The organism is Rhizobium sp. Leaf453 (assembly GCF_001425605.1).
In the GTDB taxonomy this organism is placed as follows: Bacteria; Pseudomonadota; Alphaproteobacteria; order Rhizobiales; family Rhizobiaceae; genus Pararhizobium.
On sequence record NZ_LMRG01000001.1, the window covers coordinates 299,098 to 325,253 of the forward strand.

A 26,156-nucleotide genomic window follows, 5' to 3' on the forward strand; every position below is an offset into this window, starting at 1 on the left:
CGCCTACTCCGCTTCAACCATGCGATGACAATGAAGCATTAACCTTGATGGTTGGTTAATGCCGGCATCGGCGAATTAGGGATTGGAACAGCAAAACACCTCCCCGGCAGTGGCCGGAGAGGTGTCCGTGGCAGTTTGGAAACGGCGTGGATCTCAGATGATGACGTGCGAGCCGAGCTCGACGACGCGATTCGTCGGCAGGCGGAAATAGTCCGACGGGTCGATGGCGGCATTGGCGAGCGCAATAAACAGTCTGTCCTGCCAGTGCGGCATGCCCGATTGCGCGTCCGGCACCAGCTTGCGCCGCCCGAGATAGAAGGAGGTAGACATGATATCGAACTTCAGGCCGGTCTTGCGGAACAGGCCGAGCGCCTGCGAAACGTTCTGGGTTTCCATATAGCCGAAGTTCATTTCCAGCAGGCTGAAGCGCTCCGACAGGCTGGAAGCCGTCACCCGGTGATCCTTCGAGACGATCGGCGTGTTTGCCGTGCGGATCGTCAGGATGAAGTTCTGCGCGTGCAGGACGTGATTGTGCTTGATGTTGTGCAACAGCGCGGCCGGTGTCGATTCCGGGTCGCTGGTCAGGAAGATCGCGGTTCCCGGAACAGAGACTGGCGCATGCTCGCTCTTGCGCTCGATCGACTTGACGAAGGATGCCAGTGGAATGTCAGTATGGCGCGTCTTGTCGTGCAGGATCTTTGTACCGCGTTTCCACGTCCACATGATCACGATGATGGTCGCCGCGATCAGCACCGGCACATAGCCCCCATCATGGATCTTCAGCATATTGGCGCCGAAGAAGATCATTTCGAGCATCAGCAGCGGCAGGAGGACAGCGATCGCGAAGGAAATCGGCCATCTCCAGCGCAACCGCACGAACTCGTAAGCCAGGAACGTATCGACCACCATCGCACCGGTGACGGAAATACCGTAGGCGGTCGCCAGCGATTCGGATGATTCGAAGACAAAAACCAGCACCATGACGCCGAACATCAGGAGCAGGTTGACGTTGGGAAGATAAATCTGGCCGGTCTGGGTTTCCGAGGTGTGGAAGATCGCCATGCGCGGCAGGAAGCCGAGATGGATCGCCTGTCGTGTCAGCGAGAAGGCGCCGGTGATGACGGCCTGCGCGGCAATGATCGTGGCGCAGGTGGCGAGAATGACGACCGGCAGCAGCGCCCATTCCGGAAACATCAGATAGAACGGGTCGGACATAGCCTCCGGATGCTTCAGCACCAGGGCGCCCTGCCCCAGATAGTTCAGCGCCAGCGCCGGAAAGACCAGGCCGATCCAGGCCCACTGAATGGGTTTGCGGCCAAAATGACCAAGGTCGGCGTAAAGCGCTTCCGCACCCGTCACCGTCAGGAACACAGCGCCGAGCACGACGATGCCGACATAGCCGGCATGGATCAGGAAATTGACGGCATAATAGGGGTTGAAAGCGGCCAGAATGCCCAGATCGTCGTTGATATGGCTGATACCGGCGATCGCAAGCACCAGAAACCAGACGACCATTATCGGGCCGAAGAACTTCGAGACGGCCGCCGTCCCACGCGACTGCACCGCAAACAGCAGCAGCAGGATCACCACGGAAATCGGCACGACATAGGGCGACAGCGTCGGCGTCACCAGCTTCAGGCCCTCGACCGCCGAAAGAACCGACAGAGCCGGGGCGATGATTGCGTCACCGATAAAAAGGGCAGCGCCGGCGATACCGAGGAAGAACAGGCGATTGGCACGCTTGCTGGAATATTTCATCAGAAGCGCCAGCAATGACAACGTGCCGCCTTCGCCATTGTTATCGGCACGCAGGAGAAACAGCACATATTTCAGCGTCACGATGATCGTCAGCGTCCAGATCATCAGTGAAATCAGGCCGATGATCTCGAGACGAGTGACACCGTCTTCCGCGACTGGGCGGAGAGCTTCACGGAAGGCGTAGAGCGGGCTCGTGCCGATATCGCCATAAACGACTCCGATCGAGCCAAGCGACAAGGCAAGCAGCTTGCGCATCTGCTGATCGCGCGTTCCGGAGTTTGCGGCTGAATGGGACATCTGAATATTTCCGGCTTTTACAGCCAGCCTTTCCAGCGAAAGAAGTAGAACGGTATGATCGCGGAAACCACCATGGCGAGCAGCGCCAGCGGATAACCGAAGGTCCACTGCAATTCCGGCATGTGGACGAAATTCATGCCGTACAAGGAGGCGACAAGCGTCGGCGGCAGGAAGACCACGGACGCGATCGAGAAGATCTTGATGATGGCATTCTGCTCGACGCTGATCAGGCCAAGCGAAGCATCGAGTAGGAAGGTGATATTGCCGGAAATGAACGAAGCATGTTCCGACAGGGACTGGATATCACGCGAAATCGTGCGGCAGAGTTCGCGCGCGTCACGATGCTCCTGAATGGTCGGCACCGTATAGAGAAACGTCAGGACGCGGGAGAGCGAAGCCAGGCTGTCGCGGGTCTTTGATACGAGGCGGTGATGGGCGGCGACATCGAGCAACTTGGCTTCGAGATAATGCGGCGGCCGGCGCTTGCCGACGTTGCGGTCACCAAACACCTGAAGTGACAGGGCGTCGATCTTCGTCACGGCAATCTCAAGGATTTCCGCGGTACGGTCGACGATCGTTTCGAACAGGCGCGTGACGAGGATCGTTCCCGTGGCGCAACCGCCGGGGATGCGATGCATGGCTGCGACAAACAGGTCGAAAGCCTTGGGCTCCTCGTAACGAATGGTAATCAACAGCCCCTTCGTCAGCACGAAGGCGACATCCGTCAGTTCCGGCTGGCCGCTATCCACCTTGCAGACAAGGGAAGCGGTCATGAACACCGCATCCTTTGCCGTGTAGAGCCGGCTGGAAGGCTCAATGTCCTTCATGTCCTCGCGCGTCGGCACCTCTATGCCGAGCAAGCTTTCGACCAGGAGGTCCTCCGCCTTGTCCGGGCGAAGCAGGTCGAGCCAGACGATCTCGGCGGGCATGGATGCGGGCGGCTTGTCCGCGCTGATGACGACGGCTTCGCCATTGGCCCGATAGGCAGTGATCATGCGGCTGCCTTCTTGCTGGTGGCTTCGCGATCGACACGGTTCGAGGCCACCCCGTCGCCGGGACAGACGGGGATGCGATTGAGCAAATGTGCGAGCGGAAGGGACCGTTCGTCTGAATTCAAAGCTGCGCGCGGCAGATCCATATGGAAACTCTCGTCGTTTACGACAAAACCTCAAACGGTCATCACGGTCATGCGGAGCCCGACGGAGGGCAGCACCGCTGGTACATCCTCTCAGATGCGGGGAGGCATATGGAACAAGGCAAACGCAAAATCAATGTGGAAAGTGGCCAAATGCCACAATCTCGCCTAAAGACTTAATGACGCGGCGCGGCCGGATGTCAACTCTTCACGCGCAGGAGACGCGTCTCGAACACCAAGCAACCTGTTGAACGCCTATTCGAAGACGATGTTCGGCACCGCGCGTGACGTGTCGGCCTGGCTCGCCGAGACCTGGCTCCACACCTTGGTGGCAATGTCGCGATAGACACGGGTGATCTCGCTGTCGGGCTCCGACACGACGACCGGCGTGCCGGCATCGGATGTTTCGCGAATACCCATCGTCAACGGCACTTCGCCGAGGAACGGCACGCCGATGCGCTCGGCTTCCTTGCGCGCCCCGCCATGACCGAAGATATCGTAGCGCTTGCCGGTATCGGGCGCGATGAAATAGCTCATGTTCTCGATGATCCCCAGCACCGGCACCTCGACCTTGCGGAACATCGCCAGCCCCTTGCGGGCATCGATCAGCGCCAGATCCTGCGGCGTCGAGACGATGACGGCGCCGGCGAGCGGCACCTGCTGCGCCATGGTCAGTTGCACGTCACCCGTGCCCGGCGGCATGTCGACCACCAGCACGTCGAGATCGCCCCAGGCAACCTCGCGCAGCATCTGCAACAGCGCCGACTGGATCATCGGCCCGCGCCAGATCATCGCCACTTCCTCGTCGACGAGGAAGCCCATCGACATGACTTTCATGCCGTAATTTTCCATCGGCCGGATCATGCGGCCCTCGATCTGCTGCGGCCGGCCCGACATTTTCAGGAGGCGCGGCATGGAGGGGCCGTAGATATCGGCATCGAGAATACCGACCCGCAGACCATTGGCCTTCAGCGCCAGCGCCAGGTTGACCGAGGTGGTTGACTTACCCACACCACCCTTGCCGGACGCGACCGCGATGATCGCGCCGACGCCGGGAATGCCGGACTTGGCCGGTGCGGCCGGACGCTGTTGCGTCGGCGACGGCGCATGGCTGTGACCTGCATGCGAATGGCCGGCATGGGAATGCCCCGCGTGGGAGGGAGCCGCGGCGGGCCGCTGCACCGGCGCTGTCGAAGACGCGCCCTTCTTGTCGGCGGTCAGCGCCACCATGGCGCCCTTGACGCCCGGAATCTCCTTGACCACCCGCTCGGCGGCAGCGCGCAACGGATCGAGCTCACGGGCACGTTCGGCTGGTACGGTGATCGAGAAATAGACCTTGGAATCGGAGATGAAGACATCGGAGACGAGACCCATGTCGACAATGTTTCCCTCCATGTCCGGGCCACGAACGCCCTTTAGCTTGGTGAGAACCTGCTCCTTGGTGATCTCGGTCATGTCATTCACTCCTGCCGCCAGCGCCGCTGGCTGCCCTGCTGCCTGTCTTCAATGCGCGATGTGCTGGACTTTAGATAATCGAGCCGGGGACTTTCGCCAATGCGGCAGCGTGGAAAAACATGCGCGCAAAAGCAAAGACCGCCTTCAGCTCCAAGTGTCCGTACATCCGGGATCACTCTTGGCTGAAAGCGGCCTTCTCTGTCGCGACCTTCGTGGGCGCAGTCTTATTTTTACAGTCCCCTCTGGACATGCCTTTTACAAAGCAGGAAGCGTGCCAGTTGGCGATTCGTCCTGGATTGCGGGCGATTGGGGCCTGTCATGCTGCAGCGCAACGTCGGCTGCGCTCACTTATTGTGCAGTTGCGCGGCAATCCCTCTTCGATTGCCGGAATTTGAAACAGGGCGTCGGAATGCAACGCCCTGGGTTTCGTCAGAATTCGTCCCAGCCATCGTTCGCCGGCGACGGGGTGCCGCCGGTATGTCCGAAGGCGCCTGCCAGCTTCTGCCCGAGCGAACGGGCCGGCGACTGGACCGCAGGCGTCACGGCCGATGCCGGGCGGATTGCCGGGCGCGAGACAGGCGCACTGCGAACCGGCGCCGGTGATGCGCGGTGATGACTCGTGGCCGGTGCCGCCCTCTGCAGGCCGGCTTCGGATGCGTTTCCGAGCTTGAAGTTCTCAAGCAGCGATGTCAGCGCGGAAGCTTCGGCGGCGAGGGTATGGCTGGCGGCAGTCGATTCCTCGACCATGGCCGCGTTCTGCTGCGTACCCTGATCCATGACATTGACGGCGCGGTTGATGTCGTTCAACCCGATCGACTGCTCGCGGGCTGCCTCGACGATCGAGGAGACGCGCAGGTTGATTTCGTCGACCTCGTGAACGATCACTTCCAGCGCCTTGCCGGCCTGACCGACCAGATCGACACCCGTCTTCACCTGATTGCCGGACTTGGAGATCAGCGCCTTGATTTCCTTGGCGGCGTTGGCCGAACGCTGGGCCAGTTCGCGCACTTCCTGCGCGACGACGGCAAAACCCTTGCCGGCTTCACCGGCACGCGCGGCCTCGACACCGGCATTCAGCGCCAGAAGGTTAGTCTGGAAGGCGATCTCATCGATCACGCCGATAATGCTGCTGATTTCCTGCGACGAGCTTTCGATCTGGGCAACGGCATCGATAGCGTTCTTGACGACCGCGCTCGAGGTCTGGGCACCGGACTTTGCCTTGGCAACCAACTGGCCGGCTTCTTCGGCGCGAACGGTCGAGTCCCGGACGGACGCGGTGATTTCGTCGAGTGCGGCGGCCGTCTGCTCGACGGAGGCTGCCTGTTGCTCGGTACGCTTGGCGAGATCGTCCGCTGAGGAGCGAATTTCCGCCGATCCGGCCTGGATACCTTTGGCGTTGGTGCCGACGGACTGCAGCGTCTGCTGCAACGTGCTCATGGAGGAGTTGAAGTCTTCACGCAGGGCATCGAGCGAACCGATGAACGGCGTTGCAAGACGGAAGGTCACGTCGCCTTCGGCCAGGCGCTGCAGGCCAGTGCCGAGTTCGGTGACAGCAAAGCGCATCTGGCGCTCGTTTTCCTGGGTTTCGGTGGCGCGGCGCTGGCGTTCTTCCTCGCCGAGCGTGCGGCTCTGGGCAGCTTCCGCCTCCAGGCGCTGCTTTTCGATGCCGGCATCGCGCAGGATCGCGAGCGAACGGGCCATACCGCCGATTTCGTCGTTACGGTCGGCATCGGCGATGGCAATGCTGGTATTGCCTTGGGCAATTTCACCGGCTGCATGAACAACGGCTTCGATCCGGCGACGGAAGCGATTGGAAATCAGCACGCCAAGCAGGACGAGAAGGGCCGAGGCGCCGGCGATAATGATGACGGATACCCATGCCATATGGGTCAGATAGGCAAAAACGGTGGCCTTCGGCACCGAAACGACCGCGTACCAGGCCGTATCGGGCAGAAGCTGGACGGGAACGGCAACGGAAATGAAGTCGGTGCCATCCTCGCCGACCGTATCGGCGGGCTTGCCGGGATTGTCGATCATCTGCTGCCAAGCGGCGGCATCGACACTGCTATCCTTGAACGCCTTGCCGAGATTGGCGGCGTTGACATGGCTGAGGAAATTGCCGTTCTGGGATACGAGCGCGACATTGCCATCGCCAAGCGGCTTCATCTCCGCGAGCTTGGACGTCAGGCTGTCGAGACCGATATCGATGCCGGTGACGCCGAGCGGCTTGCCATCGACCGTGACCGGGCCGACCAGCGTGGTGATCAGCACGTCCTTGCCGTCGATCGCGTATTTGTAGGGCTCGATCACCGTCATCTTCTGGGTCTTGAACGGGATCTGGTAGTAGTCGCCGGGGCCGTCCTTGTCATAATCGATAAGGGCCTCGACGATGATCTTGTCACCCGAGCGGACCCAGTAAGGGACATAACGGCCGGTGGCATCGTGGCCCGGCTTGTTGACGAATTCCGCATCCTTGCCGTCAAAGGCATTCGGCTCCCAGCCGCTCCACACACCAAGGGCGAACGGATTGTCTTCCAGCGCCTTCCTGAGCATTGCATCAGCCGTCGCACGGTCGGCGGCACCGTTCTTCTCGATCGCTCCGAACACGCTCTGGAAACCGTGAACCAGTTGCAGGCCCTGCGACATCTGCGCCTTGAGATCGGCGGCGGTCAGCTGGGCGGCTGCATTCATTTCCTCGACGCTGCGACGCTTTACCTCCGTATAGGAAATGGCAAACAACGTGCCGGCCGTCACGACCGTGGCAAGCAGCCCGGTGGCAACGACGGAGAAGATATTCCGGGAGGTCGCAGTCTTGAACAGCATCTCAAATCCTCGAAAGCGCGGCGGCAACGGATGGTTCTTCCTGAATCGCCGCATGACGTCATTTTTTGAAAAAATACGGAGGATATGTGCCGGATGGCGCTGCCAGCCCTTGAGACGGATAAATCCGCCGGAACTGCCAGGCGCTTCGGTAACCCTCGCCGGAGATTTGCCAGCGACGGGAACCATGGGTGCCCTCCCGATGAAATCATTTCACCGGCGACGAGGGTGCACCGCAAACATTAATGATCGTCTAAAATACGAGCCAGAAGCATAACTTCCACTTAATCATCACGTGGAAATTCAGCTGATATACCCCTTCTTCATCGCCTTGACGACGGCCTGGGTGCGGTTCACCGCGTCGAGCTTCTTGCTGACATGGTTGAGGTAGTGGTTGACCGTATGCTCGGACAGGCCGAGAATCCCGGCAATCTCCGAACTGGTCTTTCCGGCCGCCGTCCAGTTGAGGCACTGGATTTCGCGTTCGGACAGAGCCACGCTCGTATCCTTCCAGAACGAGCCGATCTCCGTCAGCCGGTTATAGACGTGGATCGCGATCATCTGCAGTTCCATCATCGCGGACATCGGCAGGTCGCTGCGCTTGCCCATGAAGATGACCGTCGCACGGCTGCCGTCGGCATCGTGGACCGGAAAGTAGTTCGCCTGGAAGATGCCATGATCGCGCAGCATGGCGATATATTCGTTGGCCTGCGGCGGACGGCCGCTTTCCTTTTCCCAGTCCTCGAGCGTCAGTTGGAACGGTGTCGTGGTTTCCCGCAGCCGCCGGATACCGGTGGAATGCTTGAGCAGCGAGATGCTGTCGTATTTGTTGATCAGTTCCGTCGGCATGTTCGACAGGATAGAGGCTGCCGCCAGCTTTTCCGCATCGAATGTCGGCACCACACAGATCATGAAGGCCTTGAAACCGAATGCCTGGGTCGTCCGCTTCATGTAGCGGATCGCATCGAACTGCGTTTCCAGCGCGGCAATCTCCGCGGCGAAGTCTCCGCCGCGCGGCTGTTCCGTTTCCACTGGGTCTGCCATCAAAGTATCGCGCATTCGCGGGCTCCGCCATACGGCTGCATGGATTGCCGGGAGAGCAGATATCCGTCCCGCCCCTTTTGCCCCTCATTCAGCATTCCGGTGTCCTGTCTGCATTCATCATATAGTCTCAGTTGATCAATCCCGCACGGATCGCCTTGGCGACGGTCTGCACGCGATTGACGGAATCCAGCTTGCGTGTTGCACGGCTAAGATAGTGATTGACGGTATATTCCGAAAGAGCAAGGATTTTTGACATTTCCGTGGTGGTCTTGCCCTCTGCCGCCCAGTGCAGGCATTCGATCTCGCGCCGCGAAAGGCCGCCCGGCGCACGCGTGCGCAACTCTTTCAGGTCGCTCAGGCAGCTGAACAGATATCCGGCAAGGAAAGTGAGTTCCGTGACTTCGGCCGGGGCAACGCACTCGCGGTCACCGCCGAAGGCCACCGCGCCGCAGGTGCCATGGATATCATGAACCGGGACATAGACGCCGCGGCGAAGATTGACCCGCTCGAACAGGTTGATGACCGCGTTGGCCTTGCCATCCGAACGGCGGCGGGAATCGAGCGTCGTGTCGTAGGTAAAGGGAATGGTGCTGCGCCGCAGCCGCTCGATGACCGGGCTACCCGCCATCATGCTCGCCTCGTCGTAGCTGCGAAGGAAATCCTTCGGCCAGTTGGTCATGACAACGCATTCCGACAGGGCGCGGCAGGTCTTTGCCGGCACGACCATCACCAGGAACCCGTGGAAGCCATAGGCCTTCGTCACCTGTTCCAGCGCCTTGCGGATATCCGCTTCCTTCGTCATGTTCCCGACGACGCGCTTGTCATGGGCAAGCGCGATGGATGACAGATTTCCGCTGAAGTCGACCATTTTTCTACTTCTTCCAGCCTCTCCGGCCGATTCGCCCTGCCTTTTCGGCGGTTCGATCCGCCGCAGCGAGCGCGTTGTTTCCGTTCCATTCTGGCGGCACCGATTTTCGAAGCGGGATCGAAGGCCGGCAACGGTAGAATCTGATATATTAACGCTACAGACCCGTTCCTTCGGCGTCCAGTCGATTTACCTAATTAACCGTAAAGCACCACCAAAGACTAATGTCCGGGTCCGAGACGGATCTGAACGTCCTCGATAATCGCTATTGCGGCCCGGCGAACCACGCCCGCCCAGGCCTCCAGTTGCTCCATGGTCACCCTGTATGCCGGCCCGGTCACCGAAATTCCGGCGACGAAATCAAAGCCCGCATCATGGATCGGGGCCGCGACACAACGGATATCCGTTTCATGCTCTTCCCGGTCAAAGGCATAGCCCCGCAGGCGCACATCGTCCAGATCGCGTTTCAGCGATATTGCAGAAAGGTGTGTATTGGCGGTGAAGCGATGGAAGGCCAGCCGGCCGATCGTCGTCTCCAGCCGTTCCGGCGGCAGCACCGAAAGGGCGGCCTTTCCGAGCCCCGTGCAGTAGACCGGGGACGCATTGCCGATCTGCGATTCCATCCGCACCGTCTGCCGGCTCTCGACCTTGTCGACATAGATGATCTCGGTGTCGCGCAGGACACCAAGATGAACCGTCTCTCCGGTTTCCTCGTGCAGCCTCTGCAGGTGCGGCCCCGCGATTGCCCGGAACTGGTTCTTCGACCAGGCGCGGTAGGCGAATTTCAGCAGTCTGAAGCCCGGTTCGTAGCAGAGATCCCGCCGCTGGATCAGCAACCCCTCCTCCACCAGATGCGACAATTGCCGGTGCAGCGTACCGCGCGGCTGGCCGGACAGGGCGAGAATGTCGCTGAAGCGAAGCGGAGCCTCCGCCGTCACCACCGTCTCCAGAACCGAAAGCACCTTGCCCAGCGTGCCGGTGCCGCTAGTCTCTGCCGTCGCGGGACGGGTATCGCCCGCTTCATCCCGTTTCATGAAATCCGTCCTGCATCATTCGCCAGCGCGGCTTCGATCTTGACAAGGCGAAGCCTGAAGCGCGATAATTCCACATAATAAGAGCTTGTTCCAAATAATGGAACAACATGGATGCGAATGCAAGTCCAATATGCCGGGCCGGCCGCATCGGGGAGAGCAGACATCATGGCTTTGCCGGCCGCACAATTCCACGACCTGAAGGGGCGCGGCATCATCATCACCGGCGGTGGATCGGGCATCGGCGCTGCGCTGGTCGAAGGTTTCGCGCGGCAGGGTGCCCGCGTCGCCTTTCTCGATATTGCCGAAGACGACAGCCGGGCGCTCGTCCAATCGCTGGCGCCGTCGGTCGAGCATGCACCAGTGTTTTTCCCCGCCGACCTGCGCGAGGCCGAAAAGCTTGCCACCATCGTCGATCAGGCAGCCAAAGCGATCGGCGGCATTTCCGTGCTGATCAACAATGCCGCCCGCGATGACCGGCAATCGATCGAGAATATCACGGTGGACAGCTGGGACGAAAGTCAGTCAGTCAACCTGCGGCATGTCTTCTTCATGTGCCAGGCGGTCACGCCGCACATGAAACGGGCCGGCGGCGGCTCGATCATCAATTTCTCATCCATCGCTTTCATGCTGAACATGGGCGAAATCCCGGCCTATGCTGCTGCCAAGGCGGGCATTATCGGCCTGACCAAATCGCTCGCGGGCAAACTCGGGCCGGATGATATCCGCGTCAATGCGGTGCTCCCCGGCATGGTGGTGACCGAAAGACAGAAGAAACTCTGGATCGACGATGCCGCGATTGCCGGCATGATCCAGAAACAATGCCTGAAGCACATGCTCGTCGCGGATGACCTGGTCGGCCCTTGCCTGTACCTCGCCTCCGACTGCTCGGCGCGCATGACGGCCCAGGCCATGATTATCGACGGAGGCGTATTCTAATGACGGCAGCAGCCTATGCGGCAGTGGACTGGGGGACCTCCAGCTTCCGCCTGTGGATCATCAGCGAAAGCGGCGCGGTTCTGGCCGAACGCCGCAGCAGCGAAGGCATGACCACCGCCGCTCAGAGCGGCTTTTCAGCGATACTCGAATCGCATCTCGCGGCAGTTTCCGCGCCGCCGCACCTGCCGGTGATCATCTGCGGCATGGCCGGCGCCCGCCAGGGCTGGGTCGAGGCCGGTTATCTCGATACGCCCGCCCCGCTCGCCGGCATTGTCAAGGCGGCGGTGACGGTGCCGGATGCCAACCGCGACATCCGCATCCTGCCAGGCCTTGCCCAGCGTGACCAGGACAGGCCTGACGTCATCCGTGGCGAAGAAACCCAGTTGCTCGGCGCGATCTCGCAGCTGGGCGGCGGCAGCCATCTCGTCTGCATGCCCGGCACCCACAGCAAATGGGTGCGCGTCACCGGCGGCATCGTCGATGGTTTTTCGACCTTCATGACCGGCGAGCTGTTCGACGTCATCTCGAAACACTCGATCCTCAGCCATGCCGTTGCAGACGGCGGCGCCTTCGACGCGGCGGATGCCGGCTTCCTCAGCGCCGTGGCAAACGCCGCCAAAAACCCGGCAATGGCCACCAACCTGCTCTTCACCGTGCGCAGCGGCCAGCTGCTGCACGGCCTGACCGCACCGGCGGCGAAGGCTCGGCTTTCCGGCACGATGATCGGCCTCGAAATCGCCGGCGCGCTGAGCACGGCCAAGCCCGGCGCTAAGGTTTGCCTTGTCGCCTCCGGTCCGCTCGCAGCCCTGTATCAATCCGCCCTGTCCACCCTCGATCTCACCCCCGTCACCATCGACGCCGATGATGCTGTCCGCCACGGCCTCGCCGCCGCCGCGCAAGCCATCTGGCCCGCCTGAAGGCCGCAAGACCCGCCAAAGAAAGAGACGTCATGAACCGCATCCCCTTCCCACCGATGAAATATCCGCTGATCGCCATCCTGCGCGGCTTGAAGCCCGAAGAAACGCAGGGCGTCGTCGGCACGCTGATCGAGGCTGGCTTCACGGCCATCGAAATCCCGCTGAATTCGCCCGATCCGTTCCGCTCGATCGAGATTGCCGTGAAGATGGCGCCGGAAGGCTGCCTGATCGGTGCCGGCACGGTGCTGACCACCGAGCAGGTGGAACAGCTCGACGGTGTCGGCGGCAAGCTGATGGTCAGCCCGAATGTCGAGCCTTCGGTGATTGCTCTGGCTGCCGCCCGCGGCATGGTGACGATGCCGGGCGTCTTTACCCCGACGGAAGCGCTTGCCGCCGCCAAGGCCGGCGCAACGGGCTTGAAATTCTTCCCCGCCAGCGTGCTCGGTCCGTCCGGCATTTCGGCGATCCGCGCCGTCCTGCCGCCGGAACTGGAAATCGCGGCCGTCGGCGGTGTCTCCGAGACCAATTTCGCCGATTATGCCAAGATCGGCGTGAAGAGCTTCGGCCTCGGCTCCAGCCTCTACAAGGCCGGCATGGATGCGGCCGAAGTCGGCAAGCGGGCAGCGGCCACCATCAATGCCTATGACACAGTATACGGAGGCTGAGCATGACCGAGACGATCCCCTTTTCCGGCACGATGCTTTGCGATCTGAATCTTGAGCTCGGCGAAGGCCCGACCTTCGATCCGGCAACCGGCACCGCTTGGTGGTTCAACATCAAGGGCAGCGAACTGCACGAACTGCATCTCGAGAGTGGCCGCAAGGCTGCGCATACCCTGCCCTTCATGGGTAGCGTGCTCGCGATCATCGATTCCGCCCGGCAACTCATCGCCTCGGACAAGGGATTGTTTGTCCGTGACACGGCAACCGGCGAACTGACCGCCTATGCCACGATCGAAAGCAATCCCGGCAATCGCTCCAACGATGGCCGGGTGCATCAATCCGGCAGCCTGTGGATCGGCACGATGGGCCGTAGTGCCGAAAAGGGCGCCGGCGCCATCTATCATGTCGCCCGGGGTACCGTGACGCGGCTCTACGGCAATGTCAGCATTCCCAATGGCATCTGCTTCTCGCCGGATGGCACCGTCGGCTATTTCGTCGATTCCGCCGTCAACCATATCATGCGTGTCGATCTCGATCCGAAGACGGGCCTGCCGACCGGTGACACCACCGTGTTCAGCGACCAGAGCGGCAATCCCGGCGATGTCGATGGCGCGGTCTGCGATGCGGACGGCCTGATCTGGAACGCCCGCTGGGGCCAAGGCGCCGTCGATGTCTACACGCCGGATGGCACGAAGGTGAAGCGTTATTCCGTCCCCGCAACCCAGTCCAGTTGCCCCGCCTTCATCGGCGCCAAGGCAGACCGCCTCCTGGTCACCTCGGCCTGGCAGGGCATGGATGCGGATGCCCGCGCAACCGATCCGAATGCCGGCCGGACCTTCGATCTGGGCATCACCGTCAACGGTCGCTTCGAGCCGAACTACACGCTCTGAGGCGCGTCCACGTTTCTGTGCCAAGGGAAGCCTTGAGCGACGCAGAAACCACAAGCTCCCTCATCCTCGCCCTCGTGGCGGCGGTCCAGCGACCCGACGTCCGTCGGGTCAAAAGACTCTTTCAGCCCAAGTCTTTGGGCTGACTGGATTCCCGTGACGAGCACGGGAATGACGGGAGACTTTGGATACCGCTGAGCCGAAACTAAGCCCGTGCCCGGCTCTTTTCGATTGCAAGACCTGTCGTCACGCATGCACTGCAACAGCAGCCGGTCGCGCCACCCGCAATCTCCACCAGACCTGCCCACCATAGAGCGCCAGGCCGGCACCGATGAACAGCTCCTTGTATTCCGTCGGGTCCCACAACCGCACCAGGCGGGCGGATTCGACGAGGAACAGTTCCTGGATTGCCACGATCGAGATAGCCACGCCGGCAAACAGCAAGAATTCCTGCCAGAGGCCGTTGCGCAGCGCGCCGTTGGCCAGCACCAGAAGGATGATCACGGTCATCATCATCGACATCTGAATGGGCAGGACGCCCCAGCGGCCGCAATTGAACGCCGCCATCGGCGCGCTGGCAGCCAGCACGAACAGGCTGGGCATGAAGGCCGCCATCGGGCCATTGCCGAGCCGCTTGCGGATGAACAGACCGGCAAAGGGGATGAGGACGAGCAGGGCGAAGGCACCGCAATAGTAGACGAGCTCCGAAACGCCCGTCGACATGTTGTGGAAATTGAATTCTTTCTGGTCATTCAGTTCGACGAAGGCTTCCGGCGTCGCGACGTGGAAAACGCGCTGCATCCAGGAAATCTCTTCCATGCCGATGACGAAGAAGATGAAGGCGAAGAAGACGCCGGCCAGAAAGGCCAACCATGCCTGACGGCCGCCACCGGCCCGCGCGCCGACAAGCTGGCCGATCGCAACCATGGCGAAGAAGGCCGACGCGACGAACAGGAAGAAGGCCGACAGCCACTCGAAAGGGCCGTCTTCCAGCGACAGGGCATCGAAGAGCTGCGGGTTGCGCGCGAACAGCCAGGCACACCATACGGCAAACACGGTGACGCCAAGGCTCGGCAGGATTTCGTTCAGGGTCAGCCGGGGCGCCGCCGGCGCGCTGAACTTCCGACCGTCCTCCCAGAGGGCATGGATCAAGGCGACGGAGAGAAGCAGCGCCACCAACGAGCGCATGATATCGTAGACCGCCAGCTTCGGCTCGATCTCGGGAATGTAGCTCAGCCCGAGAACGGTATGCTCATAGACGACCATCGCCGCCATGACGGCGATCGCGATAACGATCATGCGTAGGAAATGAAGCGGTACAAACATAGCGACAGCCCCTCGATGCAGCCAATGTCCAAGTCATCATACGCTGCAGCTAAAATAAGAAAAGCTGCGCCCCGATTTTCCTGGAAGAGTAGTAAATGTGTAAAATTATAATGAACGGCCTGCCAAGGATGGGCGGCCTCCACTTGCAAGCAGCGAGATACAATATCGCAGCATTTTCTTACCGGTTTGCTGTCTCAACTCGTGAATTCCGATAAAAAACCGGGCAAAAAGTTCCATCCAATGTTGCATATTTTTTTACGGAACCACTCCGCAGTCTCCACGTTCTTCAAGCATCACCGGTGTGGCGGAACACAATGAACCCCGCGCCTTGATCGACAAAGAGAACGAAAAGGTAGGTTTGACATGACCAAGAAACTCGTAGCTTCCGTCGCTGCAGGTGCACTTTTTGCAGGCGTAACCGTATTTGCTCCGATGACATTCGCTCAGGACACCACGCAGCCGGCCGCTCAGCCGCAGACAATGGAAGTCCAGCCCGCTGGCGAACAGCCAGCCGACGCCATGAAAAAGCCTGTCGACCAGGCTGCCGAAGCAGCTCCGGCGTCCGGCTCCGGCTATCTGACCGAGCAGGCTGAAGACCAGATCGCAGCCAGCACCTATATCGGCCAGTCCGTCTACAATGCGTCCGATGAAAGCATCGGTGAGATCAATGACGTGATCTTCACCAAGGACGGCTCGGTCGAAGCTGCCGTGATCGGTGTCGGCGGCTTCCTCGGTATCGGTGAAAAGAATGTTGCCGTACCGCTGGATACCATCACGGTCGCCACCGTTCCGAATTCCGACGACCTCAAGCTGACGACCCAGGAAACGGCTGACACGCTGAAGGCTGCTCCAGAGTTCAAGACCAAGTCGCAGCAGGTTGCCGAGCAGAACGCCAATGCCCCGGTCGATACCTCGACCACGTCGTCCACGACGCCGGCAACGGACATGAAGCCGGCTGAGCAGCCCGCGACAAACAACTAAAGCTATTTGTGGCTAGAGTATGCGGCGGTCCCTTTCGGGGCCGCCGTTTTTTGTTGGTTACGTTTAACAGGGTTCACAAGAAATACCCCTCACCAACTTCGACCAGGCGATCGGCTTCGCCTCTCGCGGTCTTCGTATCCTCTCCCCCAAGGGGAGAGGTAGGGTGCCACAAACACCGGCCGCGCTTGAGGCACCGTTGGTGCCGCGGGTTTTTCCTCTCCCCTTGCGGGAGAGGATAGCAAGCCCGCACGAAGCGAAGCTGAGTGACTGGGCGCGCTTGGTGAGGGATTAAAAGCGCGTATCCCCCTCAATACCAAGCATCCGCCATGCTGCTCTTCCTCTTCTCGACATACTCCGTCAGCGCCTCATCAACAGCGACATCCAGTGGCGGCGCCTCGTATTCGGCCAGCACCTTCTTCCAGCGCTTGTTGGCACGCGTCGCCATGTCGGTCGAGCCGCCCTCCTCGCTCCACTTCTCGAACGGCTCGTTGTCCGAGAGCGCCGAATCCCAAAACGCCGTCTGATAATTGCGCATGGTATGGTCGCAGCCGAGGAAGTGGCTGCCGGGACCGACCTGCAGAAAGGCATCCATGGCCAGCGAGTTGTCATCGACGACAACACCGGCGAGATAGGAATGCAGGGCGCCGCAAAAATCCGTATCCATGACGAACTTCTCGTAGGACATGGCGAGCAGACCATCGACGAAACCGGCGGAATGCAGGATGAAATTCGCGCCGCAATGCACGGCCGACAACATCGACATGACGCCCTCCTGCATGGCCTGCGCATCCGGCAGTTTCGAATTGGAGAAATTGCCGGCACAGCGCAGCGGCAGCTTCAGCCGCCGCGCAAGCTGGCCGATCACCATGGAACCAATGGCCGGTTCCGGCGTGCCGAAGGTCGGCGAGCCCGAGCGCAGCGACATCGACGACAGGAAGTTGCCGAAGATCACCGGCGCGCCCTTGCGCTCCAGCTGCGTCAACGCGCAGCCGGCCAGCGTCTCGGCATAGGACTGGGCGATGGCGCCGGCATTGGTGACTGGTCCCATGGCGCCGCCGAGAATGAAGGGAACGATGACGGCCGCCTGGTTGGCGCGGGCATAGGCGCGCAACGATTTCGTCATCGTGCCGTCCCAGACGAGCGGTGAGTTGACGTTGACATTGCCGAGGATGACACAGTTCCGGTCGACGAAATCATGGCCGAACACGATCCGCGACATGTCGATCGAATCTTCTGCCCGCTCTTCCGCCGTGATGGAGCCCATGAAGGGACGGTCGGAATATTTGACATGGCTGTAGACCATGTCGAGATGGCGCTTGTTGACAGGCACATCGACCGGCTCGCAGATCGTGCCGCCGGAATGGTGCAGCCACGGGCTCGACTGAGCGAGCTTGATGAGGTTGCGGAAATCTTCCAGCGTCCCGTAACGCCGCCCCTTGTCGAGATCCATGACGAAGGGAGAGCCGTAGGCCGGCGAGAAGACGACATTCTTGCCGCCGATTTCCACGTTGTGCGCTGGGTTGCGGGCATGCTGGGTAAATTGCGCCGGCGCGCTGGAAACGATCTCGTTCAGCATGCCCGGCTCGAAGCGGACCAGCAAACCATCGACCTTGGCGCCAGCCTTCTTCCAGTGCTCAAGCGCGACGGGATCATCGCGGAATTCGATCCCGATTTCGGAAAGGATGCGGTCGGCGACAGCCTCGATCTTGAGGAGGTTCTCCTCGCTCAGGATATCGTAGGTCGGGATGTTGCGGACGATATAGGGAACGCCGAGTGTCTTCGCCCCACCTTCACGCCGGGAGCCTCTTGCGGGTCGTGGACGTCTTGCTGTTCCGGTTTCAGCGGTTTCGGTTTCGGCAGCCACCAGCGTTTCCATGCGATCCTCCCATCGTTTCAGTCGAGGCTAATGACGAAACGGGCCAATGTAACGCTGGAAAAAATCGACACATCATATAAGCTGAATTTATGGATACCCTGCGCCGCCTTTTACCCTCCGCCTCCAGCCTGATCGTCTTCGAGGCGGCCGGGCGCCACCAGAATTTCACACGCGCCGCCAATGAGCTTGGCATGACGCAGGCCGCCGTTTCCTACGCCGTGCGCGGGCTGGAGGATCAACTGGGCGTGCCGCTGTTTCATCGGGTCCATCGCGCCGTGCAACTGACGGAAGCGGGCGAGAAATTCCATGCCGACGTCTCGCTTGGGCTCTCCCGCATCCAGAAATCGGCAGAGGATATCCGCGCCAAGCGGCGCGAGGCCAATGTGACGCTCGCCGCCTCGACCGCCTTTGCCTCGATGTGGATGTTGCCGCGTCTCAACAAGCTTCGCGAGGATCTGCCGGATATCGACCTGCGCATCCAGACCAGCGTGCGCGATCTCGATCTGGAGGAGGAGCCGATCCCGCTCGGCGTGCGCGGTGGCGGCGATCCGGCCAACTGGCCGCGCTATCATACCGCCCTTCTGGCGCGCGAAGTGATCAGCGCGGTCGCCTCCCCCGCCTTCATCGAGGCCAACGGCATGCCCGAACGCCCGGTCGACCTGCTCCGGCATCCGCTGATTCATCTGGAGGAACCTATCAGGCGCGCCTATAGCTGGCAGGAATGGTTCGCCAGCGCTGGCGTTTCCTATCCCTCACAGTCGCGGCGCCTGACGCTCAACGACTATGTGCTGGTGATCCAGGCGGTGCTGGCCGGCGACGGTATCGCGCTCGGCTGGAACCACCTGATCGATCGCCAGGTGCGCGCAGGTTCGCTGGTGCCAGTCGGCAATCATGTGCTGAAGACGGATCTGGCCTTCTACGTGGTCTGGCCGCGATCGCGCGAACTCAATCATCAGGCGCGGCGTGTGCGCGACTGGCTGATCGAGGAAGGACGCAAGGGGATGCTGGCCGATCAGATCGCGACGGGCAGTGCCGGCGTAGATTCCTGATATTTTTCAGCAAGGTAACGCAGCGTGGTGACGGAGTCTGCGGGCTTTCCGTAGAAATAGCCTTGCCCCATGCCGCAGCCGAGGCCCTTGAGCTTCAGGGCTTCCGAGAAATCCTCGATGCCTTCGGCGACCACTTCCAGATTAAGACCGTCGCACATGGCAATGATCGCTTTGACGATATGTTCGGAGGCACGATCGGCGGAAATGCGCGAGACGAAGGCGCGATCGACCTTGACCTTGTCGAACGAGAAATCGCGCAGCCGTCCGAGGCTCGACTGGCCGGTGCCGAAATCGTCGAGCGAAATCCGCACGCCGGCAGCCCGCAGTTCGGTGACGATCTTCTGCGCCACATCCGCATCGGTCATCACGGCCGTTTCGGTGATCTCCAGCTCCAGCCGGCGCGGATCGAGACCCGAGCGCTGGATGATCGACAGGATATTGGAACTGGTGGACGGATCCATCAGCTGCGCGGACGACAGGTTGAAGGACAAAAACAGTTCCTTCGGCCAGAGCAGCGCCGTTTCGGCGGCCTTGCGCAGCAATGTTTCGGAGAGTGAATCGATGAAGCCGCGCTCCTCGGCGAGCGGCACGAACACCGCCGGCGAGACATAGCCGAGATCCGGATCGCACCAGCGCGCCAGAGCCTCGAAGCCGACGACCGTATCGGTCTTCAGGTTGACGATCGGCTGGAAATGAACATCGACTTCGTCGGCGATGATGGCATTGCGCAGGGCCTGCTCGAGTTGCGTCGAGCGCTTCATTTCCTGGGCGATTTCCTGGGAATAAACGGTGATCTGTCCGCGGCCGCGACGCTTGGAGCGATAGAGCGCGGTATCGGCGCTTTTCAGCAGGTCCTCGAATTCCTCGCCGGCAAAGGGATAGATGGCAAAGCCGAACGAGGCCGACAGGCGCACATTGCGTTCGCCGAGATCGAAGGGGGCCGATAGAACCTCCTTCAGCATGTTGCCGACCTTCTCGGCCGACTTGCGCTCGAACACCAGCGGCAGGACGAAGGCGAATTCGTCTCCGCCGGCGCGGATGACGGTCGCGCCATCGGGAACGCAGGCCAAGAGCCGGTTGGCCACCTGGCAGAGAATTTCATCACCGGCGCTCGGTCCGAACAGATCGTTGATCGGCTTGAATCCATCAAGATTGGCAAGCCCGATCGTGAACGGCGCGGGATCGCTGGCGCGCTCGGCGGCGATCTCGCGCACCTTGTCGCGCAGCCTGTACGAATTGCCCAGACCGGTCAAAGGATCGGTATAGGCCATCGTGTGCAGGTCGTTCCGGCTGATGTGCTGAGACGAGGTTTCAGCAGAATTCATGCAAGCATTCCCGGGATTGGATTCAAAGCGCTTTGTCACGAACAGACGATGGGCATGGAGGGTTAACATTTCGAAAGTTTCCCGTCCCCACTTCCCGCATGTTCCTCCCCAATTCTGGGGAGTTGACAGCAGTACCGGTCAAATCTGTCGTGTACCTTTCCCTTTCTCCATTCTTTCCTGCACTTACGGCCTGTATTTTCCTCAGCCGGTCATGCGCTCCATCTTCACGTTGACGAACTTGCGGTAGACGCTTTCGATCATGTCCGGGCTGATCGGTTTGGTGATGTGATCGTCCATTCCCGCCTGTTTGGCTTGCTCGATATCGATGTCCAGCGCCTGCGCCGTGACGGCAACGATCGGCGTCTGGAAGGATGAACTCTTTTCCTGCGTACGAATGGCGCGCGCCGCGTCGAACCCGTTCATCACCGGCATGGAGACATCCATCAGCACGAGGTTGGGACGATACTGCTGCCAGAGCTTGACCGCTTCCTCGCCATTGGCGGCAATGCGATAGGAGATGCCGAGCCCCTCGAGGATCTGCGAGAAAACGAACTGGTTGATCTCGTTGTCCTCGGCAACCACGACCTCGACTTCCGGCGCCGGTCGTCCGCTGATTTCTGCATCCGGCACGATGATGTCCCAGTCAACCGGACCGTCCACGCCAGCCGATGGCAGCGTGCCTACGCCGTTTTCGCAGAGCGCCTGGATATTGGCGTGCAGTTCGACGGCCTTCCAGTCCTTGGCCAGCACAAGCGACGGCGATGATGTCCAGTCCGAGACGACCATCAGCGCGTCGGGCATCGTGCCATCGATCAGCAGCACATCGATCTCCACGCCGCGGGCGTTGGAGGCACTCCTGAAGGCGGAAAGCTCGGCGGCGTTGCGCACCGCGCAGGCATCATAGCCCCAGCGCCGCAGTTGCGGCACGAGGTTGACCTCGAGCGCTGTCGCGCTGGTGACGACCAGAACACGCTGCTTGCCGGCGGAGACCGGATCGATGATCGCACCCGCCTCGACCAGATGCTGCATGTCGATCGAGCGGAAGGGATCGTAACAGTTCTGCCCCGGCTCGAAGGCGCTGTAATCCTTGATATCCAGCGGCGACTTGCCCGAAGCCAGTGCTTCCGGATCGTTGTAGCCGATCACCAGATCGGTCACATCGTTCATGCAGGTGACCAGCAGATACTTGCCGGGATCACCGACCCGGAAGCGGCGTGTCACGACCCAGAGATCATCACCATCGGCCTGGACCAGTTGTTCCGGCAGGAAGTGAATCTCTCCGGTATCAAGCGTCTGGCGATCGTAGCGTTCAAACTTCTCGGCCAGTTCCGGCTCCAGCAGATCCCAGACGGACCGTCCGAGAATGGCTTCCGCCGTCATGCCGTGAATGGCGCAGAAGGCCTTGTTGACGGCGATATAGTTGAGGCTGCGATCCTTGACGCAGATCGGATTCGGCAGGCTGTCGAGAATGCCTTCGGTCAGTTCGACGCGCTCCATGTCGAGCTGGATCTGCTCTTCGCGCTTCTTCTGTTCGGAAACGTCGGTGATGGCGACGATGCCAAGGCCACTCGAAAGACGGCGCTTGCGTACGCTGATCCAGCGATGGCGGGCGATGCGTTCCACGACCTCGAAACGTTCGCGCCAGTGATGGGACAGGTTTTCGGAAATCCATTCGTCGCGATTGGCGTGTCGGCGGCTGGTTTCCGGGGCCGTGCCGCTGCGTACGCCGGAATCGAAGATGGCGCCGAGAAAATCCTTCAGCCGCGTGCCGGCCTCCAGGAATTGCGCCGGGATAGGATAGAACTGCAGAATGTGTCGGCTTGCGAAAACAATCTCGTCATTCTTGTCGCAGACAAGAATAGCGAGGCCGAGCGCGTCTGATGTCGCTTCGAGCACGGTTTTCTGGATGTTCGCGCCGAGTGACGCTACATCATTCATTGCATAGCCCTCATATAAGCTTGCGGCTTCTGTTCCGGGACATGCTGACCAACGGCCTTCAACGGCCGTGTCTGGAACGAAATCCTGCGCGGTCAGCTGCGCTGCAGGCTCCAAATGACAAAACCCGTGCTCATTCAGGTTCTTGGCGAAAGTCGCAGCTTTGTATTAAAGGCAGATTAAATTCGAATGACTTTGTCGCGCGTGTGCGGCTTCGACACAGCCGGGGATAGACCGCCTTCACCGCTTTTCATCCGCCCGCGAATCCCGGACAATAGGGCCATGCCAATCAAGCAGCTCTCCGAAACGCTCATCAACCAGATCGCCGCCGGCGAGGTCATCGAACGGCCAGCCAGCGCTGCGAAGGAATTGATCGAGAATGCGCTCGATGCCGGCGCGACGCGCATCGAGATCGCAACAGCCGGCGGCGGAAAGACGCTGCTCAGGGTGGTCGACAACGGCTCCGGCATGGGGCCGGACGATCTGGAACTGGCCGTCCGCCGCCACTGCACCTCGAAGCTCGACAACGACCTTCTCGATATCCGCACGCTCGGCTTTCGCGGCGAGGCCCTGCCCTCGATCGGCTCCGTCGCGCGGCTGACGATCACCAGCCGGCCGGCCGGCGCCAGCCATGGCGCCGAAATCGGCGTCTTCGGCGGCAAGCTTCAGCCGGTGAAACCGGCAGCCGTCAACCAGGGCACGGTGGTCGAAGTCCGCGACCTGTTCTTCGCCACCCCTGCCCGGCTGAATTTCATGAAGACGGAACGGGCGGAAGCCTCCGCCATTTCCGATGTCGTGCGCCGCATGGCGATCGCCTTTCCAGGCGTGCGCTTCGTGCTGTCCGGCTCCGACCGGACCACGCTGGAATTTCCCTCGACCGGCGATGACCGGCTGGCGCGCATCGCCCAGGTTCTCGGCCGCGATTTCCGCGACAATGCCATCGAGATCGATGCCGAGCGGGGGGGGGCGCGTCTGACCGGTTTTGCCGGCGTGCCGACCTTCAATCGCGGCAATTCGCTGCAGCAATATGCCTTCGTCAACGGGCGCCCGGTGCAGGACAAGCTGATCTGGTCGGCGCTCCGCGCCGCCTATGCCGAAACCATCCCGCAGGGGCGCTATCCCGTCGCGGTGCTGTCGCTCACGGTCGATCCCGATGTCGTCGACGTCAACGTCCATCCCGCCAAGTCCGATGTCCGCTTCCGTGATCCCGGCGTGATCCGCGGCCTGATCATCGGCGCGATCCGCCAGGCGCTGGCCGAAGGCGGCGACCGCGCCTCGACCACCGGCGGTAGCGGCCTGATGCGCGCCTTCCGTCCGGAGCAACCCCGCCCTTCAACGCCCTGGAGCCCCGCCGCATCCCCCTACCGGCCGATGGATTTCGGCACGCCGTCACCGGCCTTCAGGGAAGCGCCGCAGGCCGCCTTCGCCACCATGGCCGCGCCCTCTGCCCGCGCGGCCGTCTTCGAGACAGAAACCGTTTCCGCCCCGCAACCCGAAAAGCCACATCCGTTGGGCGCGGCGCGGGCGCAACTGCATGAAAATTATATCGTCGCGCAGACCGAGGACGGCCTCGTCATCGTCGACCAGCACGCCGCCCATGAACGGCTGGTGTTCGAGGAACTGCGAAAGGGCCTGAATTCACGCCCGATCCCGGCGCAGGCTTTGCTCATCCCTGAGATCGTGGACCTGCCCGAGGACGATTGCGACCGGCTGATCAGCCACGCCACCGAGTTTTCCCGTCTGGGCCTCGGCATCGAACGCTTTGGCCCCGGCGCCATCGCCATCCGCGAGACGCCGTCCATGCTGGGTGAAATCGACGCCGCCGGGCTGGTTCGGCAACTGGCCGACGAACTCGCAGAATGGGACACGGCCAACGGCCTTGCCAGCCGCCTCGACTACCTCGCCGCCACCATGGCCTGCCACGGCTCCGTCCGCTCAGGCCGACGACTGCGGCCGGAGGAAATGAACGCGCTCCTGCGCCAGATGGAAGTCACCCCTGGCTCCGGCCAATGCAACCACGGCCGCCCGACCTATATCGAACTCAAGCTTTCGGACATCGAACGGCTGTTCGGGCGGAGTTAGGTTCGTCCGGTTCGAGGGGCGCGCCCCCTCACCTGCAATTTCTAACACTTAGCTGAAGCTAAGATGTTGAAATTGCTTCCTCTCCCACAAAGGGAGAGGTAATCCGCGGCCAACTCCTTGTCAAAACCGTGGACACGTGTAGGCCGCGAAGGCACGGCATCTCTACCTCTCCCCCAGTGGGAGAGGACACAAAATCAACATCTTAGCCAAAGGCTAAGTGTTAGATTTTGTTGCTGAGGGGATCTTTGACCCGTGCCGATATCCCAACGGAAAAAAATTGCCTCTTATCCAGTCTCGCAGGATGCCATTGCTGCCCATAGCCCTCACAGACGGCGAAAGTCGAAATCTTCCTGCGTTACCCACATCAGGTTAGATCAGCAACGTTCTTTGCTTTCTTGGCCTGTCGGTAAAGACCGAAAATCAGAGCAAAAATACCCATATAATAAAAGAAAAACACTAACGCGCTGAACGCCCAAAAGCCCTTGGCAACCGCGCCCCGGCTCTGCTTTTCCAAGGCGTCAGAAACGATCAGCGCGGGCATGAAAAAAGCGAAGAAAGTTATTGCAAACTTATCCTTCACAGTCGTGTATTTCCAGAAAACGCGAAGTGCGTTCATGTGCGATCACCCCGGCTCATATCTTATGCCCCTGCGTAACGAAAAAACGTTAGCGTTTTGAGTCTGGCATTGCACGCGCGCCGGAAACAGTCGGCTTTGCGGATTGGGCACTGCACCGATGAGAAAAATCCCACACGACGGGGACGTTTTAGCGCTCGAAGGTCCGGCATCTTTACATCTCCCCCAGTGGGAGAGGACACAAAATCAACATCTTAGCCAAAGGCTAAGTGTTAGATTTTGTTGGTGAGGGGATCTTCGCCACACACGAAAATCCCCGCCGCCATTACCCGTGCCATACTCCCCTCGTCCTGCCATCGGATACACCGGAAAGCGTTGCCGGCGAGGTGGGGCCGGTGCTCCTGATCTGTGTTTGAAACACAGGCACGATCCGGAGGGCCTGCAGAGTGGTTTCCCTCCCGTTTGAAACACGATCGGGGCGTGCCTGTGAGGCACACAACAGACCGGATGGCGGCGCAAATGCCGCCAGACCCTGGTGGTCCCCCGCAAGGGGTGCCGTTCTGGCAGAGAAACCGGAATTGCAGGTAAAAACCACCGAGACGGGACACATCGCGTGTCATTTACTTACCAACTCAATCAGGCACTCGATGTGTCCCGGCCGANCAGAGAAACCGGAATTGCAGGTAAAAACCACCGAGACGGGACACATCGCGTGTCATTTACTTACCAACTCAATCAGGCACTCGATGTGTCCCGGCCGAACTGCTCTTTGAAAACCACGGCGATTTTTCGCGCGTGGGTGAAGCGATTGGGCACACCACAAGGCCGAAGCTGTTGCGTGCAAAGGGGTGATCGCGATAGATGATGTCCGAAGACGCAAGCGCCTCGGATAGCATCGTGACCGATGCCGGCGGGGACGCATCCGGAAAAGCGGACACAGAGATGCGAGGTCGAAGGATGATGAACAGATTTGAAGGCGGCAGCAATCGGGAAGCCAAGATCCGCTATCTCGACGGCGACTTCCAGATCGTGCTGCCAGGCTCCTATGTTACCTGCGCCGTGACCGGTGCGGCCATCGCGGTCGACGAACTGCGCTACTGGAGCGTCGCCCGGCAGGAGCCCTATGCGGATGCCGAAGCCTCCTTCCAGGCTGACAAGCGCGCCGGCATCCTGCCCAACCAGAAGGCCTGACGCTGAA

General features: G+C 60.9%; 21 protein-coding genes. 9 read left to right on the forward strand and 12 right to left on the reverse strand.

Going from position 1 to position 26,156, the window contains the following annotated elements; genetic code table 11:
* Positions 1–153: 153 nt before the first annotated feature.
* From ASG68_RS01505 to apbC, 3 genes are all read right to left on the reverse strand, one after another.
* Entirely contained in the window at positions 154–2,055 is a 1,902-nt protein-coding gene (locus ASG68_RS01505) for a potassium transporter Kup (protein ID WP_062575846.1), read from the reverse strand.
* A 17-nt stretch (positions 2,056–2,072) separates the two neighbouring features.
* Positions 2,073–3,050 carry a magnesium transporter CorA family protein gene (locus ASG68_RS01510; protein WP_062575845.1) on the reverse strand — a complete coding sequence of 326 codons (978 nt, stop codon included), beginning with the start codon at positions 3,048–3,050 and terminating at the stop codon, positions 2,073–2,075.
* A 395-nt stretch (positions 3,051–3,445) separates the two neighbouring features.
* Positions 3,446–4,645, reverse strand: a complete 1,200-nt coding sequence (gene apbC / locus ASG68_RS01515; RefSeq protein ID WP_062575844.1) for an iron-sulfur cluster carrier protein ApbC — start codon at positions 4,643–4,645, stop codon at positions 3,446–3,448.
* A gap of 119 nt (positions 4,646–4,764) precedes the next feature.
* Here apbC and ASG68_RS31990 point away from each other — a divergent pair, with 119 nt between their 5' ends.
* Positions 4,765–5,040 carry a hypothetical protein gene (locus tag ASG68_RS31990; protein ID WP_062575843.1) on the forward strand — a complete coding sequence of 92 codons (276 nt, stop codon included), beginning with the start codon at positions 4,765–4,767 and terminating at the stop codon, positions 5,038–5,040.
* A 34-nt stretch (positions 5,041–5,074) separates the two neighbouring features.
* On the opposite strand, the gene ASG68_RS01520 is transcribed toward ASG68_RS31990, so the two are convergent.
* From ASG68_RS01520 to ASG68_RS01535, 4 genes are all read right to left on the reverse strand, one after another.
* Positions 5,075–7,468: a methyl-accepting chemotaxis protein gene (locus ASG68_RS01520; RefSeq protein ID WP_062576538.1), complete on the reverse strand. Its 2,394-nt coding sequence runs from the start codon at positions 7,466–7,468 to the stop codon at positions 5,075–5,077.
* A gap of 300 nt (positions 7,469–7,768) precedes the next feature.
* A complete protein-coding gene (locus tag ASG68_RS01525) occupies positions 7,769–8,524 on the reverse strand; it encodes a LuxR family transcriptional regulator (RefSeq protein WP_082478267.1) in 756 nt (251 codons plus the stop codon).
* 112 nt (positions 8,525–8,636) lie between these two features.
* The gene (locus tag ASG68_RS01530) at positions 8,637–9,377 is read right to left on the reverse strand and encodes a helix-turn-helix transcriptional regulator (protein WP_062609108.1); all 741 of its coding nucleotides are present in this window, start codon (positions 9,375–9,377) and stop codon (positions 8,637–8,639) included.
* Between the two features lie 218 nt (positions 9,378–9,595).
* Complete coding sequence (locus ASG68_RS01535) at positions 9,596–10,408, reverse strand: IclR family transcriptional regulator (RefSeq protein WP_062575840.1); 813 nt, start codon at positions 10,406–10,408, stop codon at positions 9,596–9,598.
* A gap of 165 nt (positions 10,409–10,573) precedes the next feature.
* On the opposite strand from ASG68_RS01535, the gene ASG68_RS01540 reads away from it, so the two are divergent.
* Genes ASG68_RS01540 through ASG68_RS01555 form a run of 4 tightly spaced genes read left to right on the forward strand, consistent with a single transcriptional unit; the run spans position 10,574 to position 13,813 of the window.
* Entirely contained in the window at positions 10,574–11,344 is a 771-nt protein-coding gene (locus tag ASG68_RS01540; RefSeq protein WP_062575839.1) for an SDR family NAD(P)-dependent oxidoreductase, read from the forward strand.
* Positions 11,344–12,261 (forward strand): 2-dehydro-3-deoxygalactonokinase, encoded by a 918-nt coding sequence (locus ASG68_RS01545; protein WP_062575838.1) that lies wholly within the window; start codon positions 11,344–11,346, stop codon positions 12,259–12,261. The genes ASG68_RS01540 and ASG68_RS01545 overlap by 1 nt, the downstream gene beginning before the upstream one ends.
* Positions 12,262–12,293: 32 nt before the next feature.
* Complete coding sequence (locus tag ASG68_RS01550; protein WP_062575837.1) at positions 12,294–12,926, forward strand: 2-dehydro-3-deoxy-6-phosphogalactonate aldolase; 633 nt, start codon at positions 12,294–12,296, stop codon at positions 12,924–12,926.
* A gap of 2 nt (positions 12,927–12,928) precedes the next feature.
* Positions 12,929–13,813 (forward strand): SMP-30/gluconolactonase/LRE family protein, encoded by an 885-nt coding sequence (locus tag ASG68_RS01555; RefSeq protein WP_062575836.1) that lies wholly within the window; start codon positions 12,929–12,931, stop codon positions 13,811–13,813.
* A 243-nt stretch (positions 13,814–14,056) separates the two neighbouring features.
* Here the strand turns inward: ASG68_RS01555 and ASG68_RS01565 are convergent, their stop codons facing one another.
* Entirely contained in the window at positions 14,057–15,136 is a 1,080-nt protein-coding gene (locus ASG68_RS01565) for a hypothetical protein (RefSeq protein ID WP_062575834.1), read from the reverse strand.
* A 363-nt stretch (positions 15,137–15,499) separates the two neighbouring features.
* On the opposite strand from ASG68_RS01565, the gene ASG68_RS01570 reads away from it, so the two are divergent.
* On the forward strand, positions 15,500–16,117 hold the full coding sequence (locus ASG68_RS01570) for a PRC-barrel domain-containing protein (protein WP_062602623.1): 618 nt from the start codon (positions 15,500–15,502) through the stop codon (positions 16,115–16,117).
* A 307-nt stretch (positions 16,118–16,424) separates the two neighbouring features.
* Here ASG68_RS01570 and ASG68_RS01575 read toward each other — a convergent pair whose 3' ends face one another.
* Complete coding sequence (locus ASG68_RS01575; RefSeq protein ID WP_062575832.1) at positions 16,425–17,993, reverse strand: trimethylamine methyltransferase family protein; 1,569 nt, start codon at positions 17,991–17,993, stop codon at positions 16,425–16,427.
* A gap of 89 nt (positions 17,994–18,082) precedes the next feature.
* On the opposite strand from ASG68_RS01575, the gene ASG68_RS01580 reads away from it, so the two are divergent.
* The gene (locus ASG68_RS01580; RefSeq protein WP_062575831.1) at positions 18,083–19,042 is read left to right on the forward strand and encodes a LysR substrate-binding domain-containing protein; all 960 of its coding nucleotides are present in this window, start codon (positions 18,083–18,085) and stop codon (positions 19,040–19,042) included.
* Here the strand turns inward: ASG68_RS01580 and ASG68_RS01585 are convergent.
* Together ASG68_RS01585 and ASG68_RS01590 are read right to left on the reverse strand one after the other, a co-directional pair.
* Positions 19,006–20,367 (reverse strand): putative bifunctional diguanylate cyclase/phosphodiesterase, encoded by a 1,362-nt coding sequence (locus tag ASG68_RS01585; RefSeq protein WP_062576536.1) that lies wholly within the window; start codon positions 20,365–20,367, stop codon positions 19,006–19,008. The two genes, ASG68_RS01580 and ASG68_RS01585, sit on opposite strands and share 37 nt — an antisense overlap.
* Before the next feature lie 201 nt (positions 20,368–20,568).
* Positions 20,569–22,305 (reverse strand): response regulator, encoded by a 1,737-nt coding sequence (locus ASG68_RS01590; RefSeq protein WP_062575830.1) that lies wholly within the window; start codon positions 22,303–22,305, stop codon positions 20,569–20,571.
* Positions 22,306–22,584: 279 nt separating this feature from the next.
* Here ASG68_RS01590 and mutL point away from each other — a divergent pair, with 279 nt between their 5' ends.
* Positions 22,585–24,384 carry a DNA mismatch repair endonuclease MutL gene (mutL, locus tag ASG68_RS01595; protein ID WP_062575829.1) on the forward strand — a complete coding sequence of 600 codons (1,800 nt, stop codon included), beginning with the start codon at positions 22,585–22,587 and terminating at the stop codon, positions 24,382–24,384.
* 364 nt (positions 24,385–24,748) lie between these two features.
* Here mutL and ASG68_RS01600 read toward each other — a convergent pair whose 3' ends face one another.
* On the reverse strand, positions 24,749–25,000 hold the full coding sequence (locus tag ASG68_RS01600) for a hypothetical protein (protein ID WP_062583651.1): 252 nt from the start codon (positions 24,998–25,000) through the stop codon (positions 24,749–24,751).
* A 918-nt stretch (positions 25,001–25,918) separates the two neighbouring features.
* Between ASG68_RS01600 and ASG68_RS01605 the strand changes: the two genes are divergently transcribed.
* The gene (locus ASG68_RS01605) at positions 25,919–26,149 is read left to right on the forward strand and encodes a DUF2093 domain-containing protein (RefSeq protein WP_062583720.1); all 231 of its coding nucleotides are present in this window, start codon (positions 25,919–25,921) and stop codon (positions 26,147–26,149) included.
* Positions 26,150–26,156: the final 7 nt, after the last annotated feature.